Raw genomic sequence first — 26476 nt, 5'->3', positions numbered from 1 at the left:
ATCACCGCGCAGCCCATCCCCAGAAGGAAGCCTAGGCCGTGACCGACCCGATCACCTACCACGCTGTGCTGTACCGAGGCTGCGACGGCGCCATGGCCGAAGGGCCTCCGTGCAAGACGCGAGATTGCGCGGTTCAGACGATCACGCCGCTCGACAACACGACGGTGCTCGGCCTCGTGGAGTTGGACATCGAGCCCGGCCCCGCATACGCGTTCCGGAAGCGAAACCTTGCCAACGCGCCGACCCAGAGCCCGGACGAGTGGCGTTGCTTTCACTGCGACCAGCGATTCACCGACAGTGCCAGCGCCGCCAAGCATTTCGGCAGCTACGAAGTGCAGGACCCCGCATGCCTCGTCGACGTCGCTAAGTTCCGCGAACACGAGGCCGCGCTCGCGCGCTATCGCCAGGAGGACAGCGACAAAGACCGCGAGATAGCCAGGCTGCGATCTGGCTTCGCGACGGACCTGCGGCGCGAGGAGGAGCGCGGCTACGCGCGCGGACTGGCGGACGCCCGGAAGCATCCTGCAGAAGCCGCCACCGCCATCGCCCCGGCGGTGCCGAAAGGAATGCTCGCCTGGGCGCTTGAGCGCTGGTTCGAGCAGGTCGCTCACCGGCCGCTGGTGAATGTCCATCGCCGCAGCCTGGACAGCGTTTGGCGTCAGGTGATGCGCTATTGCGGTGCCGACGACGTCGTCCTCTGCGGGCCGCGACACGATGAGCTAGTTGCTGAGTCGCGCGCCACTGCGGGGGCGGAGGTGGCCCGTGGTTGAGCGCATCGACCCGTCACGCATCATCGGTCTCGACAGCGACGCCGAGCGCGAGCGCTATGCCGAGCAGGACTTTCGCATTCGAAGCGGTCTATGCCCCAACGACCACGGCTTGATGGACGAGACCAGCTACGGCCAGCGTTGTCAGACGTGCGGATTCTTCACCAACACCAGGGCTGAGGATCGCCGCGATGCGTGACCTACCGATCCCGTTCTCGCCCGAGATGGTCCGCGCCGTGCTCGACGGCCGAAAGACGCAAACGCGGCGGCTAGTGCGCGGCGGAACATGGGCCAACGAAGTCACCTTAGGCATGTTCAGCCCCGAGCCTGAAGCGGCCGCCCCCGAAATCTATGGTGGGCTGTTCCGCAACACGTCATCGCTCGCAGACCAGTTGGTCAGATGCCCCTTCGGGGGGCCGGGCGGTCGATTGTGGGTGCGTGAGCCGTGGCGCGTCGGTGCTGTCCACGATGGCCTCGCGCCGCGAGACATTCTGCCGCGGCCCGACGGTCGCGGCGTCACGGTGCACTACGAAGCCGGCGGCTGGATGTCGACTTCGAGTGGCGATGTGTCCACCGCATTCGGGCCGATGCCCGACTGGGCGGGAAAGTATCGGCCCGCGATGTTCATGCCGCGCTGGGCGTCGCGCATTGGTCTGGAGGTGACCAACGTGCGCATCAAGCGTCTGCACGAGATCACCGCCGAGGACTGCATAGCCGAGGGGCTGCGCACGAACCTGCGCGAGCACGACGCGACGATGCATCTACGCGAGCAGTTCGAGCGCCTATGGCTGAGCACCGGCGGCGATTGGGACGGCAACCCTTGGGTCTGGGTGATCGAGTTCGAGAGGGCTGGACCATGAAGACGCGCCACATCACCGAGCATAGGCAGCCTGCAAAGGGCCCGCGCTTCGCCTGGTCACGGCAGCCGAATGGCGATGCCGGCGCGACCACCTGGTGGCTGTTCCGCCGCCCCAGCACCACACGCCGCGTGCTCCCGCGCTCAGTCACTGTCTCGCATGCATGGTCGCGCGCGCGCATCGCCGCGGCCCTGCGCGCCGCACGGAAAGAACTGCTCGACCACGCCGACGCGATCGACCTCCGAAACCTGGGCGTCACCCCATGACCGACCTGTGCCTGTCCCGAAGCGAGATTGCAGAGCTGACCCGTGCGCGCAAGCGCGCAGACCAGGTTGCCTTCCTGCGTACCAACGGCATCCGGCACTACGTCGACCTGCACGGCTGGCCGGTGGTGCTACGCTCGGTCGTCGAGGACACGGCACCGGCTGCGACGGCAGCGCCGACGTGGAAGCCCAACAAGGCGGCGTGACATGGGCAGGCGACCAAGCAAGGCAGGGGCGATTCCTCATTTCCGGGCCAGAAAGCAGAAGTCCGGCGTCGTGCACTACTACTACGACCACGGCGGCAAGCCGCGGCGCGAGGAGCCCCTAGGCAGCGACTACGGCCTGGCTATCAAGCGCTGGGCCGAGATCGAGCGCGAGAGCGCGCCGCCGGCCGCCGCGGTCCTGACCTTCCGATACGTGCTCGATCGCTACATGGTCGAAGTGGCCGCGCTCAAGGCGCCCCGCACGCTACTGGACAACCAGCACGAGGGCGCAAAGCTGCTCGAGTTCTTCGACGACCCGCCCGGCCCGTTTGAGGCCATCCAGTCGGTCAACGTCCGCCAGTACATGACCTGGCGCACCAAGAGCGGCAAGGGCCAGATCCGCGCCAACCGCGAGAAAGCGTTGCTGTCGCACGTCTGGAACTACGCGCGCGACAAGGGCTATACCGCCCTGCCGAACCCCTGCGCTGGCATCAAGGGGTTCAAGGAATCGGGGCGCGACGTCTACGTGGAGGACGACGCCTACCGCGCGATCTGGAACAAGGCCGACGCCTGCCTGCGCGATGCGATGGACCTGGCCTACCTCACCGGCCAGCGCCCCGACGACGTGCTGCGCATGACCGACATGGACGTGCGCGACGGCGCCCTGCACGTCCGCCAGCGCAAGACCGGAGCGAAGCTGCGCATAGAGGTCGCCGGCGAGCTGCAGGGCGTGCTGGCGCGCATCGCAGAGCGCAAGCGCGGGCACCAGGTGCACAACACGCGGCTGGTCGTCAGCGAGCACGGGCGCAGCCTCACCGTTGCCACGATGTCGCGGCACTGGAAGGCGGCGTGCGTCGAGGCCGGCATCACCGGGCTGCAGTTCCGCGACCTGCGCGCCAAGGCGGGCACTGACAAGGCGGATTCCGCCGGCGATATCCGCCACGCGCAGCGCCAGCTCGGGCATTCGTCGGTGGTGATGACCGAGCACTACACGCGCAAGCGCCGCGGCGAGAAAGTCACGCCGACGAGGTGAATTGCGGAGCGGGCCGGATTTTTGCGGAGCGGCCGATTCGCGACCCCGCTGACTGAAACCCTTGCTGCTATTGGTGCCCGGAGCCGGACTCGAACCGGCATGGCCTTGCGGCCGGCGGATTTTAAGTCCGATGCGTCTACCGATTTCGCCATCCGGGCCAGGACCGCGACTGCGGCAATAGCTTACGACACGCCGCCGCCGGCCAGGAAAGCCGGCCGACCGGGTCGATGCGCGGCCTGCGACGATGGACCGCCCCTGCCGCAGGATCACGAAGCGCTCTACGCGACGCGGCCGCCATCGCAGCGCGCGCCTCCCTACGCCGCGGCTGCGCGCGCAAAAAAAAGCCCCGCTTGCGCGGGGCTTCGGAGTTCCGATAAAGCCGGACCCTGCGTACAGGGTCCGAAATTGGAGGCCGAGGTCGGAATTGAACCGGCGTACGCGGATTTGCAGTCCGCTGCATAACCACTCTGCCACCCGGCCGGTGACTGGTCGCAAGCATACCGCCTGCGGTGACGATTGCCCACGTTACGCATGGGCTGCCGCCGAAAAAACAAAACCCCGCATGCGGGGCTTTGTTCCTGAGGATGACTCCTCGAATTTGGAGCGGGAAACGAGACTCGAACTCGCGACATCTACCTTGGCAAGGTAGTGCTCTACCAACTGAGCTATTCCCGCAGAGGAACCAACATTTTAGGCATGGAAACAAAACTGTCAACACCCAATTTCGTTTTCCTTGCTGCCTCGAACCCGGGCTTCAGCCCCGGTGCACCCAACCACCCGTACCCCGGTGGCGGACGCCGCGATCAGCCCGAGGGGCCCTTCGCGTCTTCGCGCATTATAGGCCATGCCGCGCGCAAATACGCTAGCCCCGACCACAAAGTCAGCAACGCGGCGCCGGCGAGCAGCCATTCGCCGATGCGGAAGATCGGCAGCCCCATAAAGGATTCCTGATACAGCAGGCAGACCAGCGCGACCATCTGCACGATGGTCTTGATCTTGCCGATCGTAGCCACCTTCACCGCCGCGCGCTGGCCGAGTTCGGCCATCCATTCGCGCAGCGCCGAAACCGCGATCTCGCGGCCGACGATCACCGCCGCCCACAGCGTCATCCACACCGTCGGGTGCTTCTGCACGATCAGCAGCAGCGCCACGGCGACCATGAGTTTGTCGGCGACCGGATCGAGGAAGGCGCCGAAGGCCGAGTACAGGTCGTAGCGGCGCGCGATCCAGCCATCCAGCCAATCGGTGATCGAGGCGAAGGCGAAAATGAACGCCGCGGCGAAGTTGGTCCACTGGAACGGCAGGTAGAACACCACCACCAGCACCGGGATCAATACGATCCGCGCCAGGGTCAGCATGGTGGGTATCGTCAACTTCATCCTTCGCTCCGCGTGCCGCCGTTGGCCGCTTTCGGGTTGGCCTTGGCCGGGGCGCCGGCATCCGGTGCCTCCAGCCCGTGCAGGGTCGCATAGATGCGCTCGGCCAGGGCGGCATTCACGCCCTCGACCCGGGAAATTTCCTCGATCCCGGCCGCTTTCAGACCGCCGAGGCCGCCGAAGTGGCGCAGCAGGCTGGCGCGCCGGCGCGGGCCGATGCCCGGGATGTCCTCCAGCCGGCTGCTGTTGCGCGCCTTCTGGCGGCGTCCGCGGTGGCCGGTGATGGCGAACCGGTGGGCTTCGTCGCGGACCTGCTGGATCAGCTGCAGGGCCGGGGATTCGGCGCCCGGACGCAGGTGGCGGCCGTCCGGCAGCAGCAGTTCCTCGTCGCCGGGCCGCCGGGCCGGGCCCTTGGCCACGCCGACCAGGATCACGCCCTCGACCCCGAGTTCGTCCAGCGCCGCCCGTGCCTGCGCCACCTGGCCCGCTCCGCCGTCGATCAGCAGCACGTCGGGCATGACGCCGTTCTCTTCGACCGCGCGCCGGAAACGGCGCTCGATCGCCTGGTTCATGGCCGCGTAGTCGTCGCCGGCGATGATCCCGGCGATGTTGTAGCGCCGGTACTGGCCGCGCACCGGGCCCTCGGCGTCGAACACCACGCACGAGGCCACGGTGGCCTCGCCCATGGTGTGGCTGATGTCGAAGCACTCGATGCGCGCGGGGATCGCGGCCATGCCCAACATCTCGCGCAGGGCTTCGGCGCGCGCGTGCTGGGCGGCGTGACTGGTGCGTTCGGCGGCCAGCGACATCTCGGCGTTGCGGCGCGCCATGTCGAGGTAGCCGGCGCGTTCGCCGCGCACGCTGCTGCGGATCTGGACCTTGCGCTCGCCCGAGGCCGACAGCGCCTGCTCGATCAGTTCGCGGTCGGGGATGTCGCGGTCGAGCACGATCTCGCCCGGCGGGGTCTGCTCGGCGTAGTACTGCGACACGAACGCGGCCAGCACTTCCTCGGGATTGTCGCTGCCGTTGGTCTTGGGATAGAAGGCGCGGGTGCCGAGGTTGCGGCCGTCGCGAAACGCCAGCAGCAGCACGCAGGCGGCCACGCCCTGCATCGCCACGGCGAGCACGTCGAGGTCGGCGGCGCGGCCGTCGACGTACTGGCGCGCCTGCAGGGTGCGGATCGAGGTGACCAGGTCGCGCATGCGCGCGGCCTCCTCGAAATCCAGGCGCACGCTGGCCGCTTCCATGGCGCGGCCGAGCTCGTCGGTGAGTTCGTCGCTGCGGCCGTCCAGCAGCAGTCCGGCGCGGCGCACGCTCTCGGCGTAGTCGCGCGCCGCGACCAGGCCCACGCAGGGCGCGCTGCAGCGGCCGATCTGGTGCTGCAGGCAGGGCCGCGAGCGATTGCGGAACACGCTGTCCTCGCAGCTGCGCAGGCGGAACAGCTTGTGCATCAGGTTGAGGGTGTCGCGCACCGCGCCGACGCTGGCGTAGGGGCCGAAATAACGGCCCGGGATCGCGCGCGGACCGCGGTGCATGGCGATGCGCGGCCAGGCTTCCTGGGTCATCAGCACGTAGGGGTAGCTCTTGTCGTCGCGCAGCAGCACGTTGTAGCGCGGCTTGAGCGACTTGATCAGCTGGTTTTCCAGGATCAGCGCCTCGGCCTCGGTGCGGGTGACCGTGACCTCCATGCGCGCGGTCTGCGCCAGCATGGACAGGATCCGGGCCGACTTGGGCGTGGCGTTGAAATAGCTGGAGACGCGGTTCTTGAGCGCGCCGGCCTTGCCGACGTAGAGCACGTTGTCGTCGGCGCCGATCATGCGGTAGACGCCCGGCGCGGTGCTGAGCTTCTTGACGAAGGACTTGCCGTCGAACGGCGGCGGCGACGCGCTCATGCGCCCTGCCCCGGTATGCCTCGGCCGCGCATGCCCTGGCCGCGCAGGCGCACGGCCGCGCGCGACCCGTCAGGGCGCGTGGCGGGCGGAACGGCTGGCAGGCTGCGGGCGGTCACGGTCGCGAACATCGGCTACTGGATAGGGCCGATTATGCGTGAAGGCAAGATGGCGGCGCTGGAACGGGGTTTGCGGACCGTTGGAGCAAACCCCTGCTCTTTTGCGCAGGGGGGAACGACCGGAGCGGCTTCGGGCCCGCTATCGTCGCCCCGGGATATCGCGGGTCTTCCCGCTTCCAAAGGGCACCGCGGGGATCAGCGCCCGCGCTCGCCCAGTTCCTCGCGCAGCCGCGCGATCGCGCCGTCGGCGGCACGGTCGAGCAAGCGGAATACGTGCTCGAACTGGGCCGGCCCGCCGGTGTAGGGATCGGGCACCTCGCCCTGCGTTTCCACGCCGGTCCAATCCAGCAGCAATGCCATCTGCGCGCGGGCGCCGCGCGGCGCCCGCGCACGCACGTCGCGCAGGTTGGCGCGGTCGGCGCACAGCAGCCAGTCGAAGTCGCGGTAGTCGGAGGCGGCGAGCTGGCGCGCGCGCAGGCCCGAGATGTCGATGCCGTGCTCGGCAGCGTTGGCGATCGCGCGCCGGTCCGGCGGCTGGCCGACGTGCCAGTCGCCGGTGCCGGCCGAATCCAGCTCGACCCGCCCGGCCACGCTGGATGCGGCGATGCGCGCACGCAGCACGCCTTCGGCCACCGGCGAGCGGCAGATGTTGCCCAGGCAGACCACCAGCAGGCGCACGGCTCAGGCGCCCTGGGCCAGGCGCGCCTCGGCGCGCTGCAGGTCCTCGGGCGTGTCGACGCCGGGCGGGAACGGCTCGGGCGTCAGCGCGACCGCGATGCGGTGGCCGGCCTCGAGCACGCGCAGCTGCTCCAGCGATTCGATCGTTTCCAGGCGTCCCGGCGGCATCGCCGCGAAACGCTGCAGGAAGCCGGCGCGGTAGCCGTAGATGCCGATGTGGCGCAGCCACTCGCCGCGCTCGGGCATGCGATCGCGGTCGCGGGCGAAGGCGTCGCGCGGCCATGGAATCGGCGCGCGGCTGAAGTACAGCGCGTCGCCGTTGGCCGCGCGCACCAGCTTGACCGCGTTCGGATCCAGCAAGGTCTCGACTTCGGTCACCGGCGCGGCCAGGGTCGACATCTCGGCGTCGCTCGCGCGCAAGGCCGCCGCGCAGGCTCGTAAGCCCGCCGCCGGCGCGAACGGCTCGTCGCCCTGCAGATTCACCACCACGGTGTCGTCGGCCCAGCCGGCGATGCGCGCGCACTCGGCCAGGCGGTCGGTCCCGGAGGCGTGTTCGGTCGAGGTCATCGCCACCCGCACGCCGCTGTCGCGCAGCGCCTCGGCGATGCGTTCATCGTCGGCCGCCACCCACACCTCGCTCGCGCCGGCCGCAAGCGCACGCCGCGCGACGTGCAGCACCAGCGGCTCGCCCGCGAGCAGGCGCAAGGGTTTGCCCGGCAGACGCGTGGCGGCGTAACGGGCGGGGATGGCGACGACGAAATCCTTGCTCATGCGGAACTCCAGCGGGATGCGGCCGTGCCGCGGCGAGTCGGTGCGTCCGCGGAGCGCGGAGCGTTCGGGGCGACGCCGGAGCATGCTACGACAGCAGGCGGAAGCGATAGCACGACGCTGCGTGCCGCGCCCGAACCCTGCCGCGCCTAGCGCCCCTTGAGCGCGGCCAGCTTGTCCAGCAGCGACACCCAGAACGCCTCGGGCAATTCGGTGCGCACCGGCACGCTGAAATACTGATCGCCGACGAACGAGCCCTCGCCCTCGCCGGCCAGCTTGACCGCGTCTTTCTCGGTCATCAGCACCGGCAGTTGGCTGCCGAACTCGAAGTCGGCGGCGCTGTAGCGGTGATGATCGGGAAACGCGTGCGGGACCACGGCGATGCCGAAGCCGCGCAGCATGGCGAAGAAGCGCTCGGGGTCGCCGATGCCGGCCACCGCATGCACGCGCTGGCCGGAGTACGCGCCCAGCTTGCGCGAGCGCCCGCCCAGCACCGGCTGCACCTGGTCGGCGATCAGGCGCATCGGCCATTCGCCGAAGCCGGTCTCGCCGCCGCCGACGCCGCTGGCGACGTTGGCCTGGGAAATGTTGACGACGCGGAAGTCGCAGCGCGCCGCGCGCTCGGGCAACTCGCGCAGCGGCCCGGCGGGCAGCAGTTGGCCGTTGCCGTAACGGCGGCGGCCGTCGACCACTTCGATCTCGATATCGCGCGCCAGCCGGTAGTGCTGCAGGCCGTCGTCGCAGACCACCACGTCGCAGCCGGCTTCGACCAGGGCGCGCGCGGCCGCGGCGCGGTCGCGGTCGACCCGGACCTTGACCCCGGTGCGGGCGGCGATCAGCACCGGCTCGTCGCCGCCCAGGGCCGGATCGCTGGTGCCTTCGACCCACATCGGCGGGGCCGAACCGTCGCGGCCGTAGCCGCGGCTGGCGACGCCCGGGGTCCGACCTTCGGCGCGCAGGCGCTCGACCAGGGCGATGGTCATCGGGGTCTTGCCGGCGCCGCCGGCGGTGATGTTGCCGACCACGATCACCGGCACGCCGGGATGGTGGCGGCGCAGCCAGCCTTTCAGGTACAGGCTGCGGCGCAGGCCGGTCACCGCGCCGTACAGGCCCGACAACAGCCGCGCGCCGATCGGAACGGGAGCGTCGCCGTACCAGTACGCCGGCAGGCGTACGCGGCGTTCGTGCGATCCGCCGGCCATGCTTATTCGGCCTCGCGGAACTGCATGCGGTGCAGGTGCGCGTACAGCCCGCCCTGCTCCAGCAACTGCGCGTGGCTGCCGCGCTCGACGATGCGACCCTGGTCCAGCACCAGCACCTGGTCGGCGTGCTCGATGGTCGAGAGCCGGTGCGCGATCACCAGCGTCGTGCGGTCGGGCATCAGCCGTTCCAGCGCGTCCTGCACCAGGCGCTCGGATTCGGTGTCCAGCGCCGCGGTGGCCTCGTCCAGGATCAGGATCGGCGCGTCCTTGAGCATGGCGCGCGCGATCGCCAGACGCTGGCGCTGGCCGCCGGACAGCTTGCCGCCCTTGGCGCCGATATGGGTCTGCACGCCTTCGGGCAGGCGCTCGACGAACTCCATGGCGTTGGCGCCGCGCACCGCGCGGTCCAGGCCTTCCGGCGGCGCCTGCTGCAATTCGCCGTAAGCGACGTTGGCCGCGACGGTGCCGTCGAACAGCATCACCTGCTGCCCGACCAGGGCGATCTGGCGGCGCAGGTCGGACAGGCGGTAGTCCTGCAGCGGGTGGCCGTCGAGCAGGATCTGGCCCGACTCGGGTTCGTAGAAGCGCGGCAGCAGCTTGATCAGGGTCGACTTGCCGCTGCCGGAACGGCCGACGATCGCGGTGACCGTACCCGGCCGCGCGCTGAAACTGATGTCGGCCAGGGCCGGGTCCTTCTGGCCCGGATAGCGCGCGACCACGTCGCGGAATTCGATTTCACCGCGTGCCCGGGTCAGCGGACGGCTGCCGTTGTCGGGCTCGTCGTCGGCATCCAGCACCGAGAACAGGCGTTCGGCCGAGGCCACGCCCCGCTGCAGCATGTTCTGCACGTTGGTGAGCTGACGCAGCGCCGGGATGATCGCGATCATCGAGGTCATCAGGGTCACGAACTTGCCCGCGTCCAGGCGTCCGGCCAGGGCCTCGCGCCCGGCCACGAACAGCAACAGCGCCAAGCCGACCGCGCCCATCAGCTGCACCATCGCCGAGGCGATGGAACGCGTGGATTCGACCTTCATGCTGAGCTTGAGGTGGTTGTCGGCGATCGCGGCGTAGCGCTCCAGCTCGACCTGCTGCGCGCCGTAGACCTTGACCTCCTGCTGATTGCCCAGGGCCTGGTCGGCCGACTGCAGCAGCGCGCCCGCGCTTTCCTGGATGCGGTGGCTGATGCGGCGGTAGCGGCGGCCGATCTTGTCCATCACGAAGGCCAGCGGCGGCGCCATCAGCAGCACCGCCAGGGTCACCTGCCAGCTCGCGTACAGCATCGCGCCGAGCAGGGCCATCGCCTGGAAGCTCTGCTGCAGCATCACCTTCATCGCATCGACCGCGGCCTGCGCGACCTGGTCGCTGTCCGAGCCCAGCCGCACCAGCATCGACGGCACCGGCTCGGTGTCGAAGCGCAGGCCCGGCAGACGCAGGTACTTGCCCAGCACGTTCACGCGCATGTCGCGGGCGATGCTGCGGCCGGCCTTGGCCATGTGGAAGTCGGTGACGTAGCCGGCGATGCCGCGCAGCAGGAACAGGCCGACGATCGCCAGCGGCAGCAGCGTGCTGAGCTTCTTTTCCTTCTCGATGAAGGTCAGGTTGATGATCGGCGTCATCAAGGTGGTGAACACGCCGGCCGCGGCGGCCTCGACCAGCATGCCGAACAGGGCCAGCCACAGCAGCGCGCTGTAGGGACGGGCGTAGCCCAGCAGGCGGCGGTAGGTCTGCCAGGGCGATACCTGACCGGTCACCGCTTGCCCTCGCTGGGGGCAGGACCGGCGTTGGCCGGCGGTGCGGTCGCGCTCATGATCCGGCGGAAACCGAGCTGGCCCAGCGCGTCGTACACCGTCACCACGGCCTGGTACGGCGTGCGGGCGTCGGCGCGCAGCATCACCTGGCGGTCGCGGTCGCTGCCGGCGACCTCGGCGATGGTGGTCTTCAGCGATTCCAGATCGTCGCGCAGCACTTCGCGATCGTCGACGAAATAACGGCCTTCGGCGTTGACCAGCACGATCAGCGCCTTGGAGGCGTCGCTGACCGGCTCGCCGCTGGCGCGCGGCAGCTCGAGCTTGAGCACCGAGCGCGCGTCGAAGGTGGCGGTGACCACGAAGAAGATGATCAGCACCAGGATCACGTCGATCAACGGGACCAGGTTGATCTCCGGCTCATCGTCGGCGCGGTGGTCGCGAATGCGCATGCCTGCCCGCCCTGCCTCAGCCCACGACCTGCGGCTGCGCCGGCGTCGCCGCGGCGGCGGCGGCCGGACGCGCGTGCGAGCGCGTGTCCAGGGTGTCGAGCAACTGGATCGCCTCGTGCTCCATCGCCACGATGTACTCGGCAATGCGACCGCGGAACCAGCGGTGCGCGATCAACGCCGGGATCGCCACGATCATGCCGGCGGCGGTGCAGACCAGGGCCTTGCCGATACCGCCGGCGAGCTGGTTCACGTCGCCGATGCCGTGATCGAGGATGCCCAGGAACATCTGGATCATGCCGACCACGGTGCCGAACAGGCCCAACAGCGGGCCGGCGGCGGAGATCGTGCCCAGGGTGTTGAGGTAGCGCTCCATGCGGTGGACCAGGTGGCGGCCGACGTCCTCGATGCGCTCGCGGATCTCGTCGCGCGGACGGCCGCGCACGTCCAGCGCGGCGGCCAGCAAGGCGCCCAGCGGCGAGGTCGCGCGCAGCGACTCGATATGGGCCGGGTCCAGCTTGCCGCGGCCGGCCCAGGCGCGGACTTCCTTGCCCAGGTCGGGCGGCAGCACGGCCTTGCGTCGCAACGTCCACAACCGCTCGATGATGATCGCCAGCGCGACGGCCGACAGCAGCAACAGCGGGATCATCGGCCAACCGCCGGCCTTGACCAGTTCCAGCACTCGCGAACCTCCGGCCCATTCGGCCGCTTCATTCAAGCCGATAGGATAGCCCAGCCGGTGCGACCTCCACCCGTCGGGCCGCGTCCCACAGCCTCGGATGTGCCTGGCGTCGCGTTTCGACCTGGATTCCGCCGGCCCCGTCGCTGCCGCCCAGGCGCAGCCGCAGCGCCCCGCCCCGGCTGGTGTCCCAGGTCTGCGCTCCGGCGTTGCGCCAGCGCGCCAGCACCTCCGGCTTGGGATGGCCGTAGCGGTTGCCGTAACCGCTGGAGACCAGCGCATGGCGGGCGCCGGTGGCGGCGACGAAACTCGGATCGGAGGAGCCGCTGCTGCCGTGGTGGGCGATCAGGACCACGTCGGCGTGCAGGTCCTGGGTGCCGTTTTGGTGGTCCAGGCGGACCAGATCGCGCTCGACCACCTCGCCGATGTCGCCGGTCAGCAGGGCCGCCCCATGCGCGGTTTCGATCCGCAGCACGCAGCAGGATTCGTTGCGCAGGTAAGGAAAGTGCGGCGGCGGATGCAGGAAGCGAAAACGCACGCCGTCCCAGGTCCAGGCCTGGCCTGCGACGCAGGGCCGCGCCAGGGCGATCCCGGCGCCCTCGGGCGCACGCCGGTCCGGGGCCGGGAACACCCGCGCGACGGACTCCAGGCCGCCGGCATGGTCGTTGTCGGCGTGGCTGACCACCATCCGGTCCAGCGAGCGCACGCCCAAGCCGTGCAGGGTCGGCACCACCGCCCGTTCGCCGGCGTCGTAGCCGTCCGGCGCTGCCGGCCCGAAGTCGTAGAGCAGACTGTGGCGCGCGGTACGCACGTGTACCGACAGGCCCTGGCCGACGTCGATCACGGTCAGCTCGGCCTCGCCGGGCTCGGGCAGGTGCCGGTCCGGCCACAGCAGCGGCAGCCACAGCAGCAAAGCCAGGGGCTTGCCCGGCACTCCGCGCGGCAACAGCAGCCAGAACGCCCCGAGCAGGGCCGAGGGCAAGGCGAGCCAATGCGGCTCCGGCAGCCACCACAGGGCCAGCCCGCTCCCGGCCAGACGCTCGAACAGCGGCCAGCTCAGATCGAAGCAGCTCGCCGCAAGCCGCCAAGCGCCCTCGCCCGCGCCGGTCCAGAGCAGGTCCAGCGCGGTACCGATCAACGCCAAGGGCACGACGATCAGGCTCCACCAGGGCACCGCGAACAGGTTGGCGAGCGGCCCGGCCAGCGAGGCCTGGCCGAACAGCGCCACGCACAGCGGCAACAGGCCCAGGGTCGCCACGCCCTGCGCCGACATGAACTCGCGCAGCAGCGAACGCCGCGGCCCGCCGTGCGGCAGGCACCACAGCAGCCAGGCCACGCCGAGGAAGCTCAGCCAGAAACCCGCGCCCAGCAGGGCCAGCGGATCGACCAGCAGCACCGCGATCGCCGCCAGCGCCAGGGCTGCGACCGCATCGGACGGCCGTCGCGATGCCCGCACCCCGGCGACCACCGCGATCATCAGCATGGTGCGGACCGTCGGCAGCGCGAAACCTGCGAGCGCGGTGTACAGCAACGCCCCCGCGGTCGCCGCCAACGCGGCCACGACCGGCCGCGGCCAGCGTCGTCCCAAGCTCGGCCACATCCGCCACAGCCCCCGCACGATCAGTGCGAAGAAACCCGCGACCAGGCCGACGTGGAAACCGGAGATGGCGATCAGGTGGGTCAAACCGTTCGCACGCAGGATCTCCCAGTCGCGCTCGTCCAAGCCGCGCGTGTCACCCAGCGCGAGCGCGCGCACGTAGCGCGAGGATGGTGCGACCACGGCCTCGGCGATCCGGTCGGACAATCGTTCCCGCAACGCATCCAGGCCCGCCGCCGGTGCGAGCAAACGCGCATCGCCCGGTTCGAGCAGATAGCCGGTCGCGGTCAGGCGCTGCATCAGCGCGTACTTCTCCGCGTCCGGCGCACCCGGGTTGCGCAGCCCGCGCGGCGCCCGCACGCGCACCCGCCACTGCCAGCGCTGGCCGGCGCGCAAGGCCGCGCGCTCGGCACGGTCCTGGCTGTACCAGGACAGGCGCAGCAGGCGGCCGCGCAGCGGTGCCGGCTGCTCGGCGTCGCCGTCGACGCGGAAGAGAAAACGGGTGCGGCGGACTTCGTGCGCCGGCAGTTCGACCACACGGCCGGAGACCGTCGCTTCGCGCCGCTCCCAGTCCACCGGCAACTGCAGCGACAAGGCGTAAGCCGCATGCAAGCCCGTCAACGCGAAACCGACCGACAGGACGCCGAGCCAGCGCCCTATTCTGCGACCGCGCGCCCAGCCGTACGCACCGAGCGCTAGCGCGATCCAAAGACCAACCAGCGCCGGCAGCTTCGGGCAAGCAAGCGCCACCGCGGCTCCGATGAGCAATGCGAACGCCACCATCGCGCCGAAGGGAGCCATGGCCGGCACCTGGGCATCGGCCCGTTGCGCCGGCACTTCCGACCTCGCGGCCTGCGCAGCCCAACCCGCCGCCCTGTTCGCTTCCATTCGTCGCCGCTCCGTCGAGACTCGGTAACGAGACTAGGCGTGGCCGCCGGGCCGCGGTATCGGCGAAGGCACGTCCGCTCGCGTAGGAAAATTCCGATTCCCGGCTGGCGAGCAGCACCGGCCCCAGGTTTATGATCCGGGCAGTTCGGCTGGCGGTCCGGACTCGGGGTCGGCCTTGGGGCTAGTTCAACCGCTTATGTCGCGGAATCGGATTCGCCCGACGGCGGATCCGCTCGCAACCGATCACAGGGGGAGTTATGCAGGCAACGGATGGGGCAAAGACGCTGTACGACCTGATGGACCGGGTGCTGGCCAACGAGGCGCTCGATCACCAGCAAAAGTGCGCCTTGATCGACGAACTGAGGAAGAACAATCCCGGCGCCTCGGACCGCTGGACCTATCGCTTGGCGATCTACTTCCTGGGCGGGATGACGGTGCTGACCATCATCGGACTGGTCGTGATCGCCTGCATCGGCGCCCACGCGCCGCAGGGCCTGGTGGCGATCGGTTCGGCCTCGGTGGGCGGACTGGCGGGCCTGCTGTCGTCGGGCCGCAGCAAGGACACCTGAGCCTTGCGGTCCTGCTCCGGCGTCGCGCCGGCGCGGGACCGCTACGCCGATTCAGACCTCGCTGGCCGCCAGCTCCCGCAGCTTGCCTTCGTGCAGTTCCATGACGCGGTCCAGGCGCCGCGCGAGGCGGCGGTCGTGGGTGACCAGGACCAGGCTGGTGCCTTGTTCGCGGTTCAGCGCCAGCATCAGCTCGAACACGGTCGCGGCGGTCTTCTCGTCGAGGTTGCCGGTCGGTTCGTCGCCGAGCACGCAGGCGGGCTTGTTGACCAGGGCGCGGGCGACGGCGGCGCGCTGACGTTCGCCGCCGGAGAGTTCGCCGGGCTTGTGCACGAGGCGATGGCCCAGGCCGACCGATTCCAGCAGCGCCTTTGCGCGCTGGCTGGCGTCGGGCACCGCGGCGCCGGCGAGCAACACCGGCAGCATCACGTTCTCCAGCGCGGTGAACTCGGGCAACAGGTGATGGAACTGGTAGACGAAGCCGAGCGCGCGGTTGCGCAGCGCGCCGCGAGCGGCGTCGGACAAGGCGTTCATGCGCTGGCCGGCGACGAAGACCTCGCCCGCGGTCGGCGTGTCGAGCCCGCCCAGCAGGTGCAGCAGCGTGCTCTTGCCGGCGCCGGACGCGCCCAGGATGGCGACGGTTTCACCGCGCTCCACGGCCAGGTCCAGGCCGTCGAACACCGGCGTGACCAGCTTGCCTTCGGCGTAGGTCATGGCCAGGCCGGTGCAGCGGATCACCGCGTCGTCGGCGGGCATGGCTTGCGGGTTACTCATAGCGCAGCGCCTCGGCCGGGGCCGTACGCGCGGCGCGCCAGGCGGGATAGATGGTGGCCAGGAAGGCCATCGCCAGCGCCACCGCCGCGATCGCGACCACGTCGCTGCTCTGCAGATCGGTGGGCAAGCCGGTGATGTAGTAGACGTCCTCGGGCAGCAATTGCACGCCCAGCACGTTCTCGATGGCCTTGAGGATGTGTTCCAGGTTGAGCGTCAGCACGATGCCACCGATCACGCCCAGCACGGTGCCGATCACGCCGATCAGAGTGCCCTGGACCACGAACACCTGCATCACCCCGCGCGGCGTCAGGCCGAGGGTGCGCAGGATCGCGATGTCGGCCTGCTTGTCGGTGACCAGCATCACCTGCGAGGACACCAGGTTGAACGCGCCCATCGCGATGATCAGCGACAGCAGGATCGCCATGATGGTCTTTTCCATCTTCAGGGCGCGGAACATGTTGGCGTTGTCGCTGGTCCAGTCGCTGACGTTGTAGGGCCCGCCCAGGCGCAGCGCCAGATCGCGGGCGACGTCCCAGGCCAGGTCCATGTCGTGCAGTTTCAGGCGCACGCCGGTGACGCCGTCGCCCATGCGCAGCACGCGCTGGATGTCGTGCAGGTTGACGACGGCCAGGCCCTTGTCGAACTCGTTGTAGCCGGCCTCGAAGATGCCGCTGACGGTGAAGCGCTTGAGCTGGGGCAGCGCGCCCATCGGTGTGCTGCGGAAGTCGGAGGTCATCATGACCACGCTGTCGCCGACGCCGACGCCCAGCCACATCGCCAGTTCCTTGCCCAGGACGATGTTGTAGCTGCCCGGGGTCAGCGACTCCAGGCTGCCCTGCTTCATGATCTTCTTGCTGGCCAGCACCGAGACCTTGCTTTCCTGGTCGGGCAGCACGCCGCGCACCAGGGCCGGCTGATTGCGCGCGCCGGACAGCAGGGTTTCTTTCTCGATGTAGGGCGCGGCGCCGGCCACGCGCTTGTCGGCGATGGCCGCGTCGACGGCGCGCTGCCAGTCGGTGAGCGGTTCGCCATAGGCGCTGACGGTGGCGTGCGCGGCCATCTGCAGCATGCGGTCGCGGATTTCGCGCTGGAAGCCGCTCATCACCGCCAGGGTGGTGATCAGCGCGGTCACGCCCAGGGCGATGCCCGCGATCGAGGCCAGCGAGATGAAGGAGATGAAGCCGTTGCGGCGCTTGGCGCGCAGGTAGCGCAGGCCGATGGCGACAGGAATGGGTTTGAACATATCCGGCTATGGTGCCATTGAACGCGAGTCGGGCGTAGGCGCTTGGACCGGCCAAGCCAGCCGCAGTTCACGACGACCGGCGGCGTCCAGGGTATCGGGCCACCAGATCCGCTGCCGAGGGCGGCCGTCGCCGTCGCGATAGCGCAGCAGGGCCAGCGGCCCGCGCCATTCCAGGGTCGCCTGGTCCAGGGCGACCCCGTCCAGCCGGACCGCATCGGCGGCGACGACCATCCATTGCGGCCGGCTGCGCAGCTCCCGCCGCGCTAGCCAGGCGCTGTAGCTCAGCGCGGCCGCGGCGAAGAGCACGGCCAGCGGCAACGGCAGTTCGCTGGCGAGCGTCGCCCAGGCGGCGAGCGCGCCGATCAGGACCAGCGCGGCGGCGAGCCGGCGCGAGGGGCGCCACTCAAGCCGGCATGGCGCGGATGCGTTGGATGAGCGTGTCGAGCTCGGCATCTGGACAGGCCTCGTAACCCATGAACCAGCGCCAGAGCTTATCGTCCTCGCATTCCAGCAGGCGTAGGAAAACGCCGCGCTGGCTTTCGGAATCCTGCGCCCAGGCGCGGTCCAGGTAACGGCCGAACAGCTGGTCGAGTTCGCGCATGCCGCGGCGGCTGCGCCAGCGCAGGCGGCGCAGCTCGGTGTCGTCAGCGTCGCTCATCGGCGTTCCCTTCGGCCGCGGCTTCCGGGCCGCCAGCCTCGCTGCGATAGCCGCACATGCCCTCGTCCGGCTTGCGCTTGCAATAACCGGCCAGCTGCGCGGCGATCTCGGCGTCGCGTTCGACCAGATCGCCGGTGCTGGCGTTCAAGGCCGCGACCACCGCCTCGCCCTTGAGCAGCTTGGCCATCAGCGGCAGGCCGGATTCGGTTTGGGCGTGATCCGCGATGCGCTGGAGCTGAGCGGCGTTGGCGCCGGCCTTGAGGCAGGCATCGTAGCCCTCCGGCCCTTCCGCCATGCGCGCCACGCAGGCGAACTCGATCCGGCCCGCCTCGCTCCTGGCGTAGGCGGCGCCGGCGCGCAACACCTCGATCGGGGTGTCGGCCGCGAGCGAGCGCGCCAGCGAATCGGCCATGACCTCGCGCGACATGTCGCGCACGACGCGACGCTTCATCGCCAGGTCGTCCGGGTCGCTCGCCACGTTGGCGCCGGCGGCGAAGCGATTGACGATGCCGTCCAGCAACTCGACGTAGCGCGCGGAGACCACGTAGTCGAGCGCCGCGGCGTAGTGTTGGGCGGGAGGTGCCGACGGCGCCTGCGCGTGCAGCGGCAGGGCCGGAGCCGCCGCCAGCAGCAGCGTGGCCAGCACCGGTGCGGAGCGACGGTGGGCGCGGGGTTGATGTTCGGTGCGGTCGGCCAGGCTCATGCGCGCAGCAATCCGATGGAGAGGTATCCCCACAGCGCCCACAGCACGCAGGCGCCGGCGATGTAGACGAGAAAGCGGTGCATGACCCGGTTGTAGCCGCAGTGGATCGCGCTGTGCAGCACGCGCAGCGCGACGAAGCTCCAGGCCAGCGCCAGCACCACGGCGTCGCCGAGTTGGGCTACGGCGGCCACGGTCAGCGCCAGGTAGAACAGCACCGGCAGTTCGAACAGGTTGCGGAAATTGTCGGCGGCTGCGCTCTGGGTGAGCTTGGCGCTGGCCTGCGCCGAGGTCGCCACGGCCTGCGGGTGGATGCGTTCGCGGCGCATCTGGCCGATGCGCACCACGTACAGGCGGATCCAGACCAGGCAGGTCAAGGCCGCCATGGCGGCGGCAGGCAGGAACAGGAGCTTGGGGTCCATCGCTCGCCTGTGGGTGTGTCGGGCTGGATGCGGATGGTAGCCGGATCGCGGGGTTGGGGGCGGCGAGCGGCCCTCACCCTGCCCTCTCCCGCAAGCGGGAGAGGGAGGAGCCAGCCATCGTGAGCGGGAGACCCGCTGTTCCGTGAGCAGACTGCTGCTTAGACGCGGCGCGCCAGCATCAGCTTCTTGATCTCGCCGATCGCCTGCGCCGGGTTCAGGCCCTTCGGGCAGGTCCGCGCGCAGTTCATGATGGTGTGGCAACGGTAGAGCTTGAACGGATCTTCGAGGTCGTCCAAGCGCGCGCCGGTGTCTTCGTCGCGCGAGTCGACGATCCAGCGGTAGGCCTGCAGCAGGATCGCCGGGCCGAGGTAGCGGTCGCCGTTCCACCAGTAGCTCGGGCAGCTGGTCGAGCAGCAGGCGCACAGGATGCATTCGTACAGGCCGTCGAGCTTCTTGCGGTCCTCCGGCGACTGCAGGCGCTCGCGGTCGGACGGGGTCGCGCTCTGGGTGCGCAGCCAGGGCTTGATCGAGGCGTACTGGGCGTAGAAGTGGGTCAGGTCCGGAACCAGGTCCTTGACCACGTCCATGTGCGGCAGCGGGTAGATCGGCACTTCGGCCTTGCCGCAGTCCGCGATCGCGCGGGTGCAGGCCAGGGTGTTGGTGCCGTCGATGTTCATCGCGCACGAACCGCAGATGCCTTCGCGGCAGGAGCGGCGGAAGGTCAGGGTCGGGTCGATCTCGTTCTTGATCTTGATCAGCGCGTCCAGAACCATCGGGCCGCATGCCGCCAGGTCCACCTCGTAGGTGTCCACGCGCGGGTTCATGCCGTCGTCGGGGTTCCAGCGGTAGACCTTGAAGGTGCGCGGCTGCTTGGCGCCCGGCGTCGCCCAATGGCGGCCCTTCTGGATCTGCGAGTTCTTCGGTAGGGCGAATTCGGCCATGCTGGCAATCTCTCGGCTAGCGTCGGTACTGGGGTCGGTTGCGGTGCTGGCGCGCGCGGGTGCGCGCGTCGCGAAGGCCGATCAGTACTTACGCTCCTTGGGCGGGACGTAGGCGACGTCGTCGGTGAGCGTGTAGTTGTGCACCGGGCGGTAATCGATGCTGGTCTTGCCGCTCTCGTCGACATAGCACAGGGTGTGCTTCTGCCACTCGGCGTCGTTGCGCGTCGGGAAGTCCTCACGGGCGTGGGCGCCGCGCGATTCGGTGCGGTTCTCGGCCGAGACGATGGTCGCCAGGGCCTGACCGAGCAGGTTCGACAGCTCGTAGGTCTCGATCAGGTCCGAGTTCCAGATCAGCGAACGATCGCTGACCTTGACGTCGGCGAACGAGGCGTGGATCTCGCGGATCTTGCGCACGCCGTCGCTGAGCGTTTCGCCGGTGCGGAACACCGCGGCGTCGGCCTGCATGGTGCGCTGCATGCGATCGCGGATGACCGCGGTCGAGGTGCCGCCGTTGGCGTTGCGCAGCTTGTCCAGGCGCGCCAGCGCTTCGTCGCAGGCGTCGCCGGCCAGTCGCGGCTGGGGCGCGTCCGGGGTGATGGTCTCGGCGCAACGATTGGCGACCGCGCGACCGAACACCACCAGGTCGAGCAGCGAGTTCGAGCCCAGGCGGTTGGCGCCGTGCACCGACACGCAGGCCGCTTCGCCGATCGCGTACAGGCCCGGCACGACCGAGTCGGGGTTGCCGTTCTTCAACTGCACGACTTCGCCGTGATAGTTGGTCGGAATGCCGCCCATGTTGTAGTGCACGGTCGGGATGACCGGAATGGGCTCCTTCTCGACATCGACGTTGGCGAAGATGCGCGCCGATTCGGCGATGCCCGGCAGCTTCTCGTGGATGACTTCCGGGCCGAGGTGGGTCAGGTCGAGCAGGATGTGGTCCTTGTGCTCGCCGACGCCGCGGCCTTCACGGATTTCGATGGTCATCGAACGGCTGACCATGTCGCGCGGCGCCAGGTCCTTCACGCTCGGCGCGTAGCGCTCCATGAAGCGCTCGCCGTTGCTGTTGCGCAGGATGCCGCCCTCGCCCCGCACGCCTTCGGTGATCAGGCAGCCGGCGCCGTAGATGCCGGTCGGGTGGAACTGCACGAATTCCATGTCCTGCAGGCCCAAGCCCGCGCGCAGGGCCATGCCGCCGCCGTCGCCGGTGCAGGTATGGGCCGAGGTCGCGGAGAAGTAGGCGCGGCCGTAGCCGCCGGTCGCCAGCACCGTGCCCTGGGCGCGGAACAGGTGCAGCGTGCCTTCGGCCATGTCCAGGGCGAGCACGCCGCGGCAGGCGCCGTCGGCGTCCATGATCAGGTCGAGCGCGAAGTACTCGATGAAGAACTGCGCGTCGTGCGCCAGCGACTGCTGGTACAGCGTGTGCAGGATGGCGTGGCCGGTGCGGTCGGCGGCGGCGCAGGTGCGCTGCGCCGGCGGGCCTTCGCCGTACTTGGTGGTCATGCCGCCGAACGGGCGCTGGTAGATCTTGCCCTCTTCGGTGCGCGAGAACGGCACGCCCTGGTGTTCGAGTTCGATGATGGCCGGAATGGCCTCTTTGCACATGTACTCGATCGCGTCCTGGTCGCCCAGCCAGTCCGAACCCTTGACGGTGTCGAAGAAGTGGTAGCGCCAGTCGTCCTCGCCCATGTTGGCGAGCGCGGCCGAGATGCCGCCCTGGGCGGCGACGGTATGCGAACGGGTCGGGAAGACCTTGGTGATGCAGGCGGTCTTCAGGCCCTTCTGGGCCAGACCGAAGGTGGCGCGCAGGCCGGCACCGCCGGCGCCGACCACGATCATGTCGAACTTGTGTTCCTGGATCTTGTAAGCGGCGGCCACGGTCAGGCTCCCAGCGCGATGCGGATAACGGCGAGCACGCTAGCGAGCGCAGCGAGGACGCAGACGAAAACGACGGTGAGCTGGGAGGCGATCGCCAGCCACGGGGTATGCACGTAGTCCTCGATGACCACCTGCAGGCCGAGCTTGGCGTGCCAGAACATCGCGACCAGGAACGCCACCAGCAGCACGGCGTTGCACGGGTGGGCGACCGAGGCGCGCACCGCGGCGTAGTCGCCGCCGATCCAGGAGATCACCAGGCCGAGCACGTACAGGGACAGGAAGATCAGCGCGATCGCGGTGACGCGCTGGACCACGAAGTGGTGGGTGCCGTCCTTCGCCGAGCCCAGGCCGCGCGCGGTCTTGAGCGGGTTGCGCAGCTTGCCGCGGGCGTTCATGCGCCACCCCGCTGCATCATCGCGACCAGCCAGATCAGCGCGGTCACGACCAGGCTGCCGATCACGCTGATCCAGCCGTTGCGCACGAAGGTCGCGACGCGGTAGGCGTAGCCGGCGTCCTGGACCAGGTGGCGGATGCCGTTGAGCAGGTGGTAGGCGAAGGCCCAGGTCCAGCCGAACAGGATCAGGAAGCCCAGCGGCGAGCGCGCGCAGGCGGTGAACTGGGCCCAGGCTTCGGGACCGGCCGCCAGCGCGACCAGGGCCCAGGCGATCAGCAGGGCGCCGACGGAAAGGATGCAACCGGTGATCCGGTGCACGATCGAGGTCACCATCTGGATCTGCCAGGCGTAAACCTGCAGATGCGGTGACAAGGGACGTTCGCGGTTCGCCATGAGCGATGGCTGTCTCGGCTGGGCGGCGGCGCCGCGTGGCGGGAAGGATGGGTGAGGTGCAGTGAAGGCGAGGCGTAGCTAGAAGTCGATGCAGCGGCCGTTTTTTTCCCAATCGCCGTAGCGGGTCGGGTCGGGACCGTCGCGCCCGCCGTACTCCTTGCCCGGTGGCGCATCGCTGCCGGTGGCCGGAACGGAGGGTGCCGGGGTCTCGACCGCGGGGTCCGCCGCTGCTTCCGGGGTGGTTTCGCCTATCATCACAGCGTTAAATCTTAAGTCCCGCCCCCATGCATGACAACCCGCAGGCTCCGTCCGGACAGGCATTCGCCCTGCCCGGCCACCGCGTGATCGAGCTTTCCGGCCGCGACGCGGCGGTATTCGCGCAGGCGCAGTTCATGAACGATGTCAACGCCTTGGCTCCGGGGCAATGGCACTGGAGCGGCTGGCTGACGCCCAAAGGGCGGGTGATCGCGCTCATGGCTTTGCTGCGTCTGGCCGATGAGCGGATCTGGCTGCTGTTGCCCGATGCCGACCCGGAAACGATCGCCGCTGCGCTGAAGCGCTACTTGTTCCGAAGCAAAACCGTCGTCGCCGTACGTTCCGATCTGGCCGTGGAAGCGCGCTACGCGGCCCCGGGCCAGGCCCGCGGCAATGCCCTGGGCGGAGACGAAGGCAGCGGGATCGAGTTGGATCTGAGCGGCGACGGCGGCGCACGCAGCCTGCGCATCGTGGCCACGCACGGCGTGCCCGAGGACGCGGCGGCGCTCGAGCGCTGGGCCCTGGACGATCTGCGCCACGGCCTGCCGCGGCTGGGGCCGGAGCAGGTCGAGCAATGGACGCCGCAGCAGCTGTCGCTGGAGCGACTGGGGGCCTTCAGCGTCAAGAAGGGCTGCTACCCGGGCCAGGAGATCGTGGCCCGCACCCACTTCCTGGGGAAAGCCAAGCGCGGCCTGATGCGGCTGCGCGGCGCTGGCGTGGCCGCCCAGGACGAAGTGACGACCGGCGCAGCGGCCGCCGGTGCGGCCGGCGCGGTCTCGCCGGTGGGACAGGTCATCTGCGCGGTGAACGACGAAGGCTTGGCGGTGATGCCGCTGCAGGCCCCCGACGTCCCGCTCTTTACCGGTGGGCAGCCCTGCGAACCGCTTGCGCTGCTGGACGGTCTGGCGCGCTGAGGCGCCCTGCTCCGCCCGCGGGCTGCGACACGCTTTCTGTGGGAGCGACGTAAGTCGCGATATCTCCACGCCGCGCTGAAGGCCCCGCTTCACACGCGAGCTGCGGCGCTTTCTGTGGGAGCGACGTAAGTCGCGATATCCCTACGCCGCGCTGAAGGCCCCGCTTCACACGCGGGCTGCGGCGCTTTCTGTGGGAGCGACGTAAGTCGCGATATCCCTACGCCGCGCTGAAGGCCCCGCCTCGCACGCGGGCTGCGGCGCTTTCTGTGGGAGCGACGTAAGTCGCGATGCTTTTCGCTCGCAAGCTACATCATCGCGGCGTGGAGATATCGCGACTTACGTCGCTCCCACAGGGAAACCGCGTCAGCCTGGACGGCGTCGCCGGCCTGCGCGGCGGCGCGGTGGCGCGATCGCGACCCGCGTCGCTCCCGCATGAGGCTGCGGTCGCGGACGCGACCGTAGCCCCAAGCATCGCCGCTCAGGAATTCCCGGCCAGCACATCCGCCGCGGCGACGATGTCTTCTTCGCCCGGAATCACCAGGAACGCGGCACCGGCCAGCGGGGTATAGGTGTCGACGCCGACCACGCGCTGGAACGGACGTCCGCCGAAACCGCCTTCGGCGATCGCGGTGATCACGCCCTCGCCCACGCCGGCGCTGCGCCTGCCTTCGTCGACCACGATGATGCGCTTGGCGTTGCGCGCCTGCTCGACGATGTAGGCGTCGTTGAGTGGCACCAGCCAGCGCAGGTCGACCACGCGCGTTCTCCAGCCGTGCTTGGCCTCGATCGCGCGCGCGGCGCGCAGGCTCATCGGCACGCCGTTGCCGTAGCTGAAGATCACCAGGTCGTCGCCGTCGCCGTAGCTGCGCCCCTCGCCCAGGGTCATGGCCTGGTCGGGCGACGGGTACGAGGTCAGCCAGGCGCCGTCGCCGGGCTCGTACAGATCCTTGCTCATGTACAGCGCGATCGGTTCCAGGAACACTGCCACCCGGCCGTCGACCTTGGCCAGCGCGGTCAGGGTGCGCAGCATGGTCGCGGCGTCGTCGCCGCGCGAGGGGCAGCCGACCACCAGGCCGGGAATGTCGCGCAGCGCGGTGATCGAGTTGTCGTTGTGGAAGTGGCCGCCGAAACCGCGCTGGTACCCCAGGCCGGCGATGCGCACCACCATCGGGTTGCGGTACTGGTTGTTGCTGAAGAACTGCAGCGAGGCCGCTTCGCCGCGGATCTGGTCGCAGGCGTTGTGGAAGTACGCCAGGTACTGGATTTCCGGGATCGGCAGCAGGCCGACGTTGGCGAACCCCTGGGCCATGCCCAGGATCATGGTCTCGTCGAGCAGCGTATTGAACACGCGACGCGGGCCGAACGCCTTCTGCAGGCCCTTGGTGACGGTGTAGACGCCGCCCTTCTGGGCCACGTCCTCGCCGAACAGCAAGGTCTCGGGGTACTTGGCGAAGATGTCGTGCAGGGCGTTGTTGATCTGGATCGCCAGGTGCCGCGGCGGCTGGTTCTCCGGCAGCTTGGCTGCGCCGCCGAACACCTCCAGGCGACGCTCGGCGTAGTCGGCGCGCGCGGCTTCCCGGGCGACCGCCTCGGGCGAGTACGGCGCCAGCGGCGCGATCACGTCGGCGAGCCGGTCGAGCTTGGGCCGGCGATCGGCCTCCTCGGCCGCGGCGAAGCAGCGCTTGCGCGTGGCTTCGTAGAGTTCCAGCACCTCGTCGGCGGACATCAGCCCCGACTCCAGCGCGATCGCCGCCGAACGCAGCAGCGGATCGCTGGCCTCGACCGCGCACAGCTCCTCGACCGAACGCCATTCGATCTCGAAGTCGGTGCCGGCGTGACCCATGATGCGGGTGGTGCGCAGGTGCAGAAAGGTCGGACGGCGGGTGCGCCGGCAATGCTCGACCGCGCGCTGCACGTCGGCGTAGCCGTTGGCCAGATCCAGGCCGTCGGCGGCGAAATAGTCCAGCCCGTCCATGTTGCGGAAGCGGTTGCCGATCCAGCCGCCCGGGGTCTTCACCGAGATGCCGATGCCGTTGTCCTCGCACACGAACAGCACCGGCGCCGGCAGCTTCTGGTACGCGGTCCAGGCCGCGGCGTTGAACGCGGTCTGGGCGGTGGCGTGGTTGGCCGAAGCGTCGCCGAAGGAGCAGATCGCGATGCTGTCGTCGGGGATCGGCAGCGCATGGCCGAGACGGCGACCGGTTTCGATCGCCACCGCGGTGCCCAGCGCCTTGGGCAGGTGCGAGGCGATGGTCGAGGTCTGCGGCAGCACCCACAAAGGCTTGCTGCCCCAGACCTTGTGCCGGCCGCCGGAGGCCGGATCGTCCTTGCTGGCGGCGAACGACAGCGCCGAATCCATCACCGGGTCCATGCCCGGCAGCTTGCGGAAGCGCTCGGCCATGAAGCCGCCGCTGCGGTAATGCAGGAACGCCGGATCGGTGTGGCGGGTCAGCCGCGCCACCATCGCGTTGCCTTCGTGGCCGCTGGAACCGATGGTGTAGAAGACCTTGTTCTGGACCCGCAGCACGCGCGCCATCAGATCGAGGTGGCGGCTGATCAGCTGCGATTCGAACAGCTCGCGGAAGCCGCGCGCGTCGAGCGCGCTGCCGTCCAGGATCGCCTCGTGCGCGGCCGGGCGCGCGTCGGCGCGACCGCTCCAGCCTTTGACGAACTCGACGAAGTTGACGTCGCAGATCTCGGCCCGGTTGAGGCCTTTCATGCGCGCGGGAATCGGATCCGCGACCGGGTTGAAGTTCGGCACGCTGCTGAAGATCGAAGACTGCGGTTGCGCTGACATCGGATGCTCCGCCGCCCGTGTCGGGTCGGCC

General features: G+C 69.5%; 29 protein-coding genes and 3 tRNA genes. 8 read left to right on the top strand and 24 right to left on the bottom strand.

The annotated features are described in order from the left end of the window. Positions 1-38 precede the first annotated feature (38 nt). Genes ASD78_RS13415 through ASD78_RS13390 form a run of 6 tightly spaced genes read left to right on the top strand, consistent with a single transcriptional unit; the run spans position 39 to position 3123 of the window. A complete protein-coding gene (locus ASD78_RS13415) occupies positions 39-770 on the top strand; it encodes a hypothetical protein (RefSeq protein WP_056102194.1) in 732 nt (243 codons plus the stop codon). Next, a complete protein-coding gene (locus ASD78_RS13410) occupies positions 763-966 on the top strand; it encodes a hypothetical protein (protein ID WP_056102190.1) in 204 nt (67 codons plus the stop codon). The genes ASD78_RS13415 and ASD78_RS13410 overlap by 8 nt, the downstream gene beginning before the upstream one ends. Then, positions 959-1627 (top strand): hypothetical protein, encoded by a 669-nt coding sequence (locus ASD78_RS13405; RefSeq protein ID WP_056102187.1) that lies wholly within the window; start codon positions 959-961, stop codon positions 1625-1627. Before ASD78_RS13410 ends, ASD78_RS13405 begins: the two co-directional genes overlap by 8 nt. Continuing rightward, positions 1624-1890, top strand: coding sequence for a hypothetical protein (locus tag ASD78_RS13400; protein ID WP_056102184.1), 267 nt, complete (start codon positions 1624-1626; stop codon positions 1888-1890). The genes ASD78_RS13405 and ASD78_RS13400 overlap by 4 nt, the downstream gene beginning before the upstream one ends. Further along, a complete protein-coding gene (locus ASD78_RS13395; protein ID WP_056102181.1) occupies positions 1887-2093 on the top strand; it encodes a DUF4224 domain-containing protein in 207 nt (68 codons plus the stop codon). The genes ASD78_RS13400 and ASD78_RS13395 overlap by 4 nt, the downstream gene beginning before the upstream one ends. A gap of 1 nt (position 2094) precedes the next feature. Next, the gene (locus ASD78_RS13390) at positions 2095-3123 is read left to right on the top strand and encodes a tyrosine-type recombinase/integrase (RefSeq protein ID WP_056102178.1); all 1029 of its coding nucleotides are present in this window, start codon (positions 2095-2097) and stop codon (positions 3121-3123) included. 71 nt (positions 3124-3194) lie between these two features. Here the strand turns inward: ASD78_RS13390 and ASD78_RS13385 are convergent. From ASD78_RS13385 to ASD78_RS13330, 12 genes are all read right to left on the bottom strand, one after another. Beyond that, positions 3195-3281: transfer RNA gene (locus ASD78_RS13385), tRNA-Leu, on the bottom strand. 248 nt (positions 3282-3529) lie between these two features. Beyond that, positions 3530-3603, bottom strand: a tRNA-Cys gene (locus ASD78_RS13380). Positions 3604-3722: 119 nt separating this feature from the next. After that, positions 3723-3798, bottom strand: a tRNA-Gly gene (locus ASD78_RS13375). Positions 3799-3926: 128 nt separating this feature from the next. Beyond that, positions 3927-4502, bottom strand: coding sequence for a CDP-diacylglycerol--glycerol-3-phosphate 3-phosphatidyltransferase (gene pgsA / locus ASD78_RS13370; protein WP_056102175.1), 576 nt, complete (start codon positions 4500-4502; stop codon positions 3927-3929). Then, on the bottom strand, positions 4499-6391 hold the full coding sequence (gene uvrC, locus ASD78_RS13365) for an excinuclease ABC subunit UvrC (RefSeq protein WP_055906340.1): 1893 nt from the start codon (positions 6389-6391) through the stop codon (positions 4499-4501). The genes pgsA and uvrC overlap by 4 nt, the downstream gene beginning before the upstream one ends. Before the next feature lie 311 nt (positions 6392-6702). Further along, positions 6703-7185, bottom strand: coding sequence for a low molecular weight protein-tyrosine-phosphatase (locus tag ASD78_RS13360; protein ID WP_056102173.1), 483 nt, complete (start codon positions 7183-7185; stop codon positions 6703-6705). Positions 7186-7188: 3 nt separating this feature from the next. Then, the gene (gene kdsB / locus ASD78_RS13355) at positions 7189-7956 is read right to left on the bottom strand and encodes a 3-deoxy-manno-octulosonate cytidylyltransferase (RefSeq protein WP_056102924.1); all 768 of its coding nucleotides are present in this window, start codon (positions 7954-7956) and stop codon (positions 7189-7191) included. 146 nt (positions 7957-8102) lie between these two features. After that, a complete protein-coding gene (gene lpxK / locus ASD78_RS13350; RefSeq protein ID WP_056102171.1) occupies positions 8103-9155 on the bottom strand; it encodes a tetraacyldisaccharide 4'-kinase in 1053 nt (350 codons plus the stop codon). 2 nt (positions 9156-9157) lie between these two features. Continuing rightward, positions 9158-10906, bottom strand: a complete 1749-nt coding sequence (gene msbA, locus ASD78_RS13345; RefSeq protein WP_235565862.1) for a lipid A export permease/ATP-binding protein MsbA — start codon at positions 10904-10906, stop codon at positions 9158-9160. Further along, positions 10903-11352, bottom strand: a complete 450-nt coding sequence (locus ASD78_RS13340; RefSeq protein WP_055906327.1) for a biopolymer transporter ExbD — start codon at positions 11350-11352, stop codon at positions 10903-10905. The genes msbA and ASD78_RS13340 overlap by 4 nt, the downstream gene beginning before the upstream one ends. Before the next feature lie 16 nt (positions 11353-11368). Then, on the bottom strand, positions 11369-12031 hold the full coding sequence (locus tag ASD78_RS13335; RefSeq protein WP_056102168.1) for a MotA/TolQ/ExbB proton channel family protein: 663 nt from the start codon (positions 12029-12031) through the stop codon (positions 11369-11371). A gap of 28 nt (positions 12032-12059) precedes the next feature. Then, positions 12060-14426 (bottom strand): DNA internalization-related competence protein ComEC/Rec2, encoded by a 2367-nt coding sequence (locus tag ASD78_RS13330; RefSeq protein WP_056102165.1) that lies wholly within the window; start codon positions 14424-14426, stop codon positions 12060-12062. Positions 14427-14770: 344 nt separating this feature from the next. Here ASD78_RS13330 and ASD78_RS13325 point away from each other — a divergent pair, with 344 nt between their 5' ends. Next, a complete protein-coding gene (locus ASD78_RS13325; protein ID WP_055906317.1) occupies positions 14771-15082 on the top strand; it encodes a hypothetical protein in 312 nt (103 codons plus the stop codon). A gap of 51 nt (positions 15083-15133) precedes the next feature. Here ASD78_RS13325 and lolD read toward each other — a convergent pair whose 3' ends face one another. The 11 genes from lolD to ASD78_RS21555 form a co-directional block, all read right to left on the bottom strand. Then, positions 15134-15835: a lipoprotein-releasing ABC transporter ATP-binding protein LolD gene (lolD, locus tag ASD78_RS13320; protein WP_156087799.1), complete on the bottom strand. Its 702-nt coding sequence runs from the start codon at positions 15833-15835 to the stop codon at positions 15134-15136. A 10-nt stretch (positions 15836-15845) separates the two neighbouring features. Beyond that, on the bottom strand, positions 15846-17096 hold the full coding sequence (locus ASD78_RS13315; protein WP_055906311.1) for a lipoprotein-releasing ABC transporter permease subunit: 1251 nt from the start codon (positions 17094-17096) through the stop codon (positions 15846-15848). Positions 17097-17102: 6 nt separating this feature from the next. After that, positions 17103-17549, bottom strand: a complete 447-nt coding sequence (locus ASD78_RS13310) for a hypothetical protein (protein WP_056102162.1) — start codon at positions 17547-17549, stop codon at positions 17103-17105. Continuing rightward, a complete protein-coding gene (locus ASD78_RS13305) occupies positions 17500-17754 on the bottom strand; it encodes a succinate dehydrogenase assembly factor 2 (RefSeq protein WP_055906305.1) in 255 nt (84 codons plus the stop codon). Before ASD78_RS13305 ends, ASD78_RS13310 begins: the two co-directional genes overlap by 50 nt. Continuing rightward, positions 17741-18457: a hypothetical protein gene (locus ASD78_RS13300; protein WP_056102160.1), complete on the bottom strand. Its 717-nt coding sequence runs from the start codon at positions 18455-18457 to the stop codon at positions 17741-17743. Before ASD78_RS13300 ends, ASD78_RS13305 begins: the two co-directional genes overlap by 14 nt. Continuing rightward, the gene (locus ASD78_RS13295) at positions 18454-18876 is read right to left on the bottom strand and encodes an MAPEG family protein (protein WP_055906299.1); all 423 of its coding nucleotides are present in this window, start codon (positions 18874-18876) and stop codon (positions 18454-18456) included. The genes ASD78_RS13300 and ASD78_RS13295 overlap by 4 nt, the downstream gene beginning before the upstream one ends. Positions 18877-19034: 158 nt before the next feature. Next, positions 19035-19817, bottom strand: a complete 783-nt coding sequence (locus ASD78_RS13290; RefSeq protein ID WP_055906296.1) for a succinate dehydrogenase iron-sulfur subunit — start codon at positions 19815-19817, stop codon at positions 19035-19037. An 81-nt stretch (positions 19818-19898) separates the two neighbouring features. Beyond that, entirely contained in the window at positions 19899-21653 is a 1755-nt protein-coding gene (gene sdhA, locus ASD78_RS13285) for a succinate dehydrogenase flavoprotein subunit (protein WP_056102921.1), read from the bottom strand. 41 nt (positions 21654-21694) lie between these two features. Continuing rightward, entirely contained in the window at positions 21695-22087 is a 393-nt protein-coding gene (sdhD, locus tag ASD78_RS13280; protein WP_055906293.1) for a succinate dehydrogenase, hydrophobic membrane anchor protein, read from the bottom strand. Continuing rightward, positions 22084-22479, bottom strand: a complete 396-nt coding sequence (gene sdhC, locus ASD78_RS13275) for a succinate dehydrogenase, cytochrome b556 subunit (RefSeq protein ID WP_055906290.1) — start codon at positions 22477-22479, stop codon at positions 22084-22086. The genes sdhD and sdhC overlap by 4 nt, the downstream gene beginning before the upstream one ends. A 78-nt stretch (positions 22480-22557) precedes the next feature. Further along, positions 22558-22734 (bottom strand): succinate dehydrogenase assembly factor 4, encoded by a 177-nt coding sequence (locus tag ASD78_RS21555; protein WP_082559813.1) that lies wholly within the window; start codon positions 22732-22734, stop codon positions 22558-22560. Between the two features lie 29 nt (positions 22735-22763). Between ASD78_RS21555 and ASD78_RS13270 the strand changes: the two genes are divergently transcribed. Next, complete coding sequence (locus tag ASD78_RS13270) at positions 22764-23648, top strand: folate-binding protein YgfZ (protein ID WP_056102156.1); 885 nt, start codon at positions 22764-22766, stop codon at positions 23646-23648. A 478-nt stretch (positions 23649-24126) separates the two neighbouring features. Here the strand turns inward: ASD78_RS13270 and ASD78_RS13265 are convergent, their stop codons facing one another. Then, positions 24127-26367: a thiamine pyrophosphate-dependent enzyme gene (locus ASD78_RS13265; RefSeq protein WP_056102917.1), complete on the bottom strand. Its 2241-nt coding sequence runs from the start codon at positions 26365-26367 to the stop codon at positions 24127-24129. Positions 26368-26476 lie beyond the last annotated feature (109 nt).

It is taken from the genome of Lysobacter sp. Root667 (assembly GCF_001427715.1).
Classification (GTDB): domain Bacteria; phylum Pseudomonadota; class Gammaproteobacteria; order Xanthomonadales; family Xanthomonadaceae; genus Lysobacter.
This window is presented reverse-complemented; position numbering and strand designations above follow the sequence as displayed.

What these genes read in the sequence shown, in the direction of transcription:
- ASD78_RS13405 (WP_056102187.1), top strand. Translation starts at nt 959, where the DNA reads ATGCGTGACCTACCGATCCCGTTCTCGCCCGAGATGGTCCGCGCCGTG.
- ASD78_RS13400 (WP_056102184.1), top strand. Translation starts at nt 1,624, where the DNA reads ATGAAGACGCGCCACATCACCGAGCATAGGCAGCCTGCAAAGGGCCCG.
- ASD78_RS13395 (WP_056102181.1), top strand. Translation starts at nt 1,887, where the DNA reads ATGACCGACCTGTGCCTGTCCCGAAGCGAGATTGCAGAGCTGACCCGT.
- ASD78_RS13390 (WP_056102178.1), top strand. Translation starts at nt 2,095, where the DNA reads ATGGGCAGGCGACCAAGCAAGGCAGGGGCGATTCCTCATTTCCGGGCC.
- pgsA (WP_056102175.1), bottom strand. Translation starts at nt 4,502, where the DNA reads ATGAAGTTGACGATACCCACCATGCTGACCCTGGCGCGGATCGTATTG.
- uvrC (WP_055906340.1), bottom strand. Translation starts at nt 6,391, where the DNA reads ATGAGCGCGTCGCCGCCGCCGTTCGACGGCAAGTCCTTCGTCAAGAAG.
- kdsB (WP_056102924.1), bottom strand. Translation starts at nt 7,956, where the DNA reads ATGAGCAAGGATTTCGTCGTCGCCATCCCCGCCCGTTACGCCGCCACG.
- lpxK (WP_056102171.1), bottom strand. Translation starts at nt 9,155, where the DNA reads ATGGCCGGCGGATCGCACGAACGCCGCGTACGCCTGCCGGCGTACTGG.
- ASD78_RS13340 (WP_055906327.1), bottom strand. Translation starts at nt 11,352, where the DNA reads ATGCGCATTCGCGACCACCGCGCCGACGATGAGCCGGAGATCAACCTG.
- ASD78_RS13330 (WP_056102165.1), bottom strand. Translation starts at nt 14,426, where the DNA reads ATGGCTCCCTTCGGCGCGATGGTGGCGTTCGCATTGCTCATCGGAGCC.
- ASD78_RS13325 (WP_055906317.1), top strand. Translation starts at nt 14,771, where the DNA reads ATGCAGGCAACGGATGGGGCAAAGACGCTGTACGACCTGATGGACCGG.
- lolD (WP_156087799.1), bottom strand. Translation starts at nt 15,835, where the DNA reads ATGCCCGCCGACGACGCGGTGATCCGCTGCACCGGCCTGGCCATGACC.
- ASD78_RS13315 (WP_055906311.1), bottom strand. Translation starts at nt 17,096, where the DNA reads ATGTTCAAACCCATTCCTGTCGCCATCGGCCTGCGCTACCTGCGCGCC.
- ASD78_RS13310 (WP_056102162.1), bottom strand. Translation starts at nt 17,549, where the DNA reads ATGCCGAGCTCGACACGCTCATCCAACGCATCCGCGCCATGCCGGCTT.
- ASD78_RS13305 (WP_055906305.1), bottom strand. Translation starts at nt 17,754, where the DNA reads ATGAGCGACGCTGACGACACCGAGCTGCGCCGCCTGCGCTGGCGCAGC.
- ASD78_RS13300 (WP_056102160.1), bottom strand. Translation starts at nt 18,457, where the DNA reads ATGAGCCTGGCCGACCGCACCGAACATCAACCCCGCGCCCACCGTCGC.
- ASD78_RS13295 (WP_055906299.1), bottom strand. Translation starts at nt 18,876, where the DNA reads ATGGACCCCAAGCTCCTGTTCCTGCCTGCCGCCGCCATGGCGGCCTTG.
- ASD78_RS13290 (WP_055906296.1), bottom strand. Translation starts at nt 19,817, where the DNA reads ATGGCCGAATTCGCCCTACCGAAGAACTCGCAGATCCAGAAGGGCCGC.
- sdhA (WP_056102921.1), bottom strand. Translation starts at nt 21,653, where the DNA reads ATGATCGTGGTCGGCGCCGGCGGTGCCGGCCTGCGCGCCACCTTCGGT.
- sdhD (WP_055906293.1), bottom strand. Translation starts at nt 22,087, where the DNA reads ATGAACGCCCGCGGCAAGCTGCGCAACCCGCTCAAGACCGCGCGCGGC.
- sdhC (WP_055906290.1), bottom strand. Translation starts at nt 22,479, where the DNA reads ATGGCGAACCGCGAACGTCCCTTGTCACCGCATCTGCAGGTTTACGCC.
- ASD78_RS21555 (WP_082559813.1), bottom strand. Translation starts at nt 22,734, where the DNA reads ATGATAGGCGAAACCACCCCGGAAGCAGCGGCGGACCCCGCGGTCGAG.
- ASD78_RS13270 (WP_056102156.1), top strand. Translation starts at nt 22,764, where the DNA reads ATGCATGACAACCCGCAGGCTCCGTCCGGACAGGCATTCGCCCTGCCC.
- ASD78_RS13265 (WP_056102917.1), bottom strand. Translation starts at nt 26,367, where the DNA reads ATGAAAGGCCTCAACCGGGCCGAGATCTGCGACGTCAACTTCGTCGAG.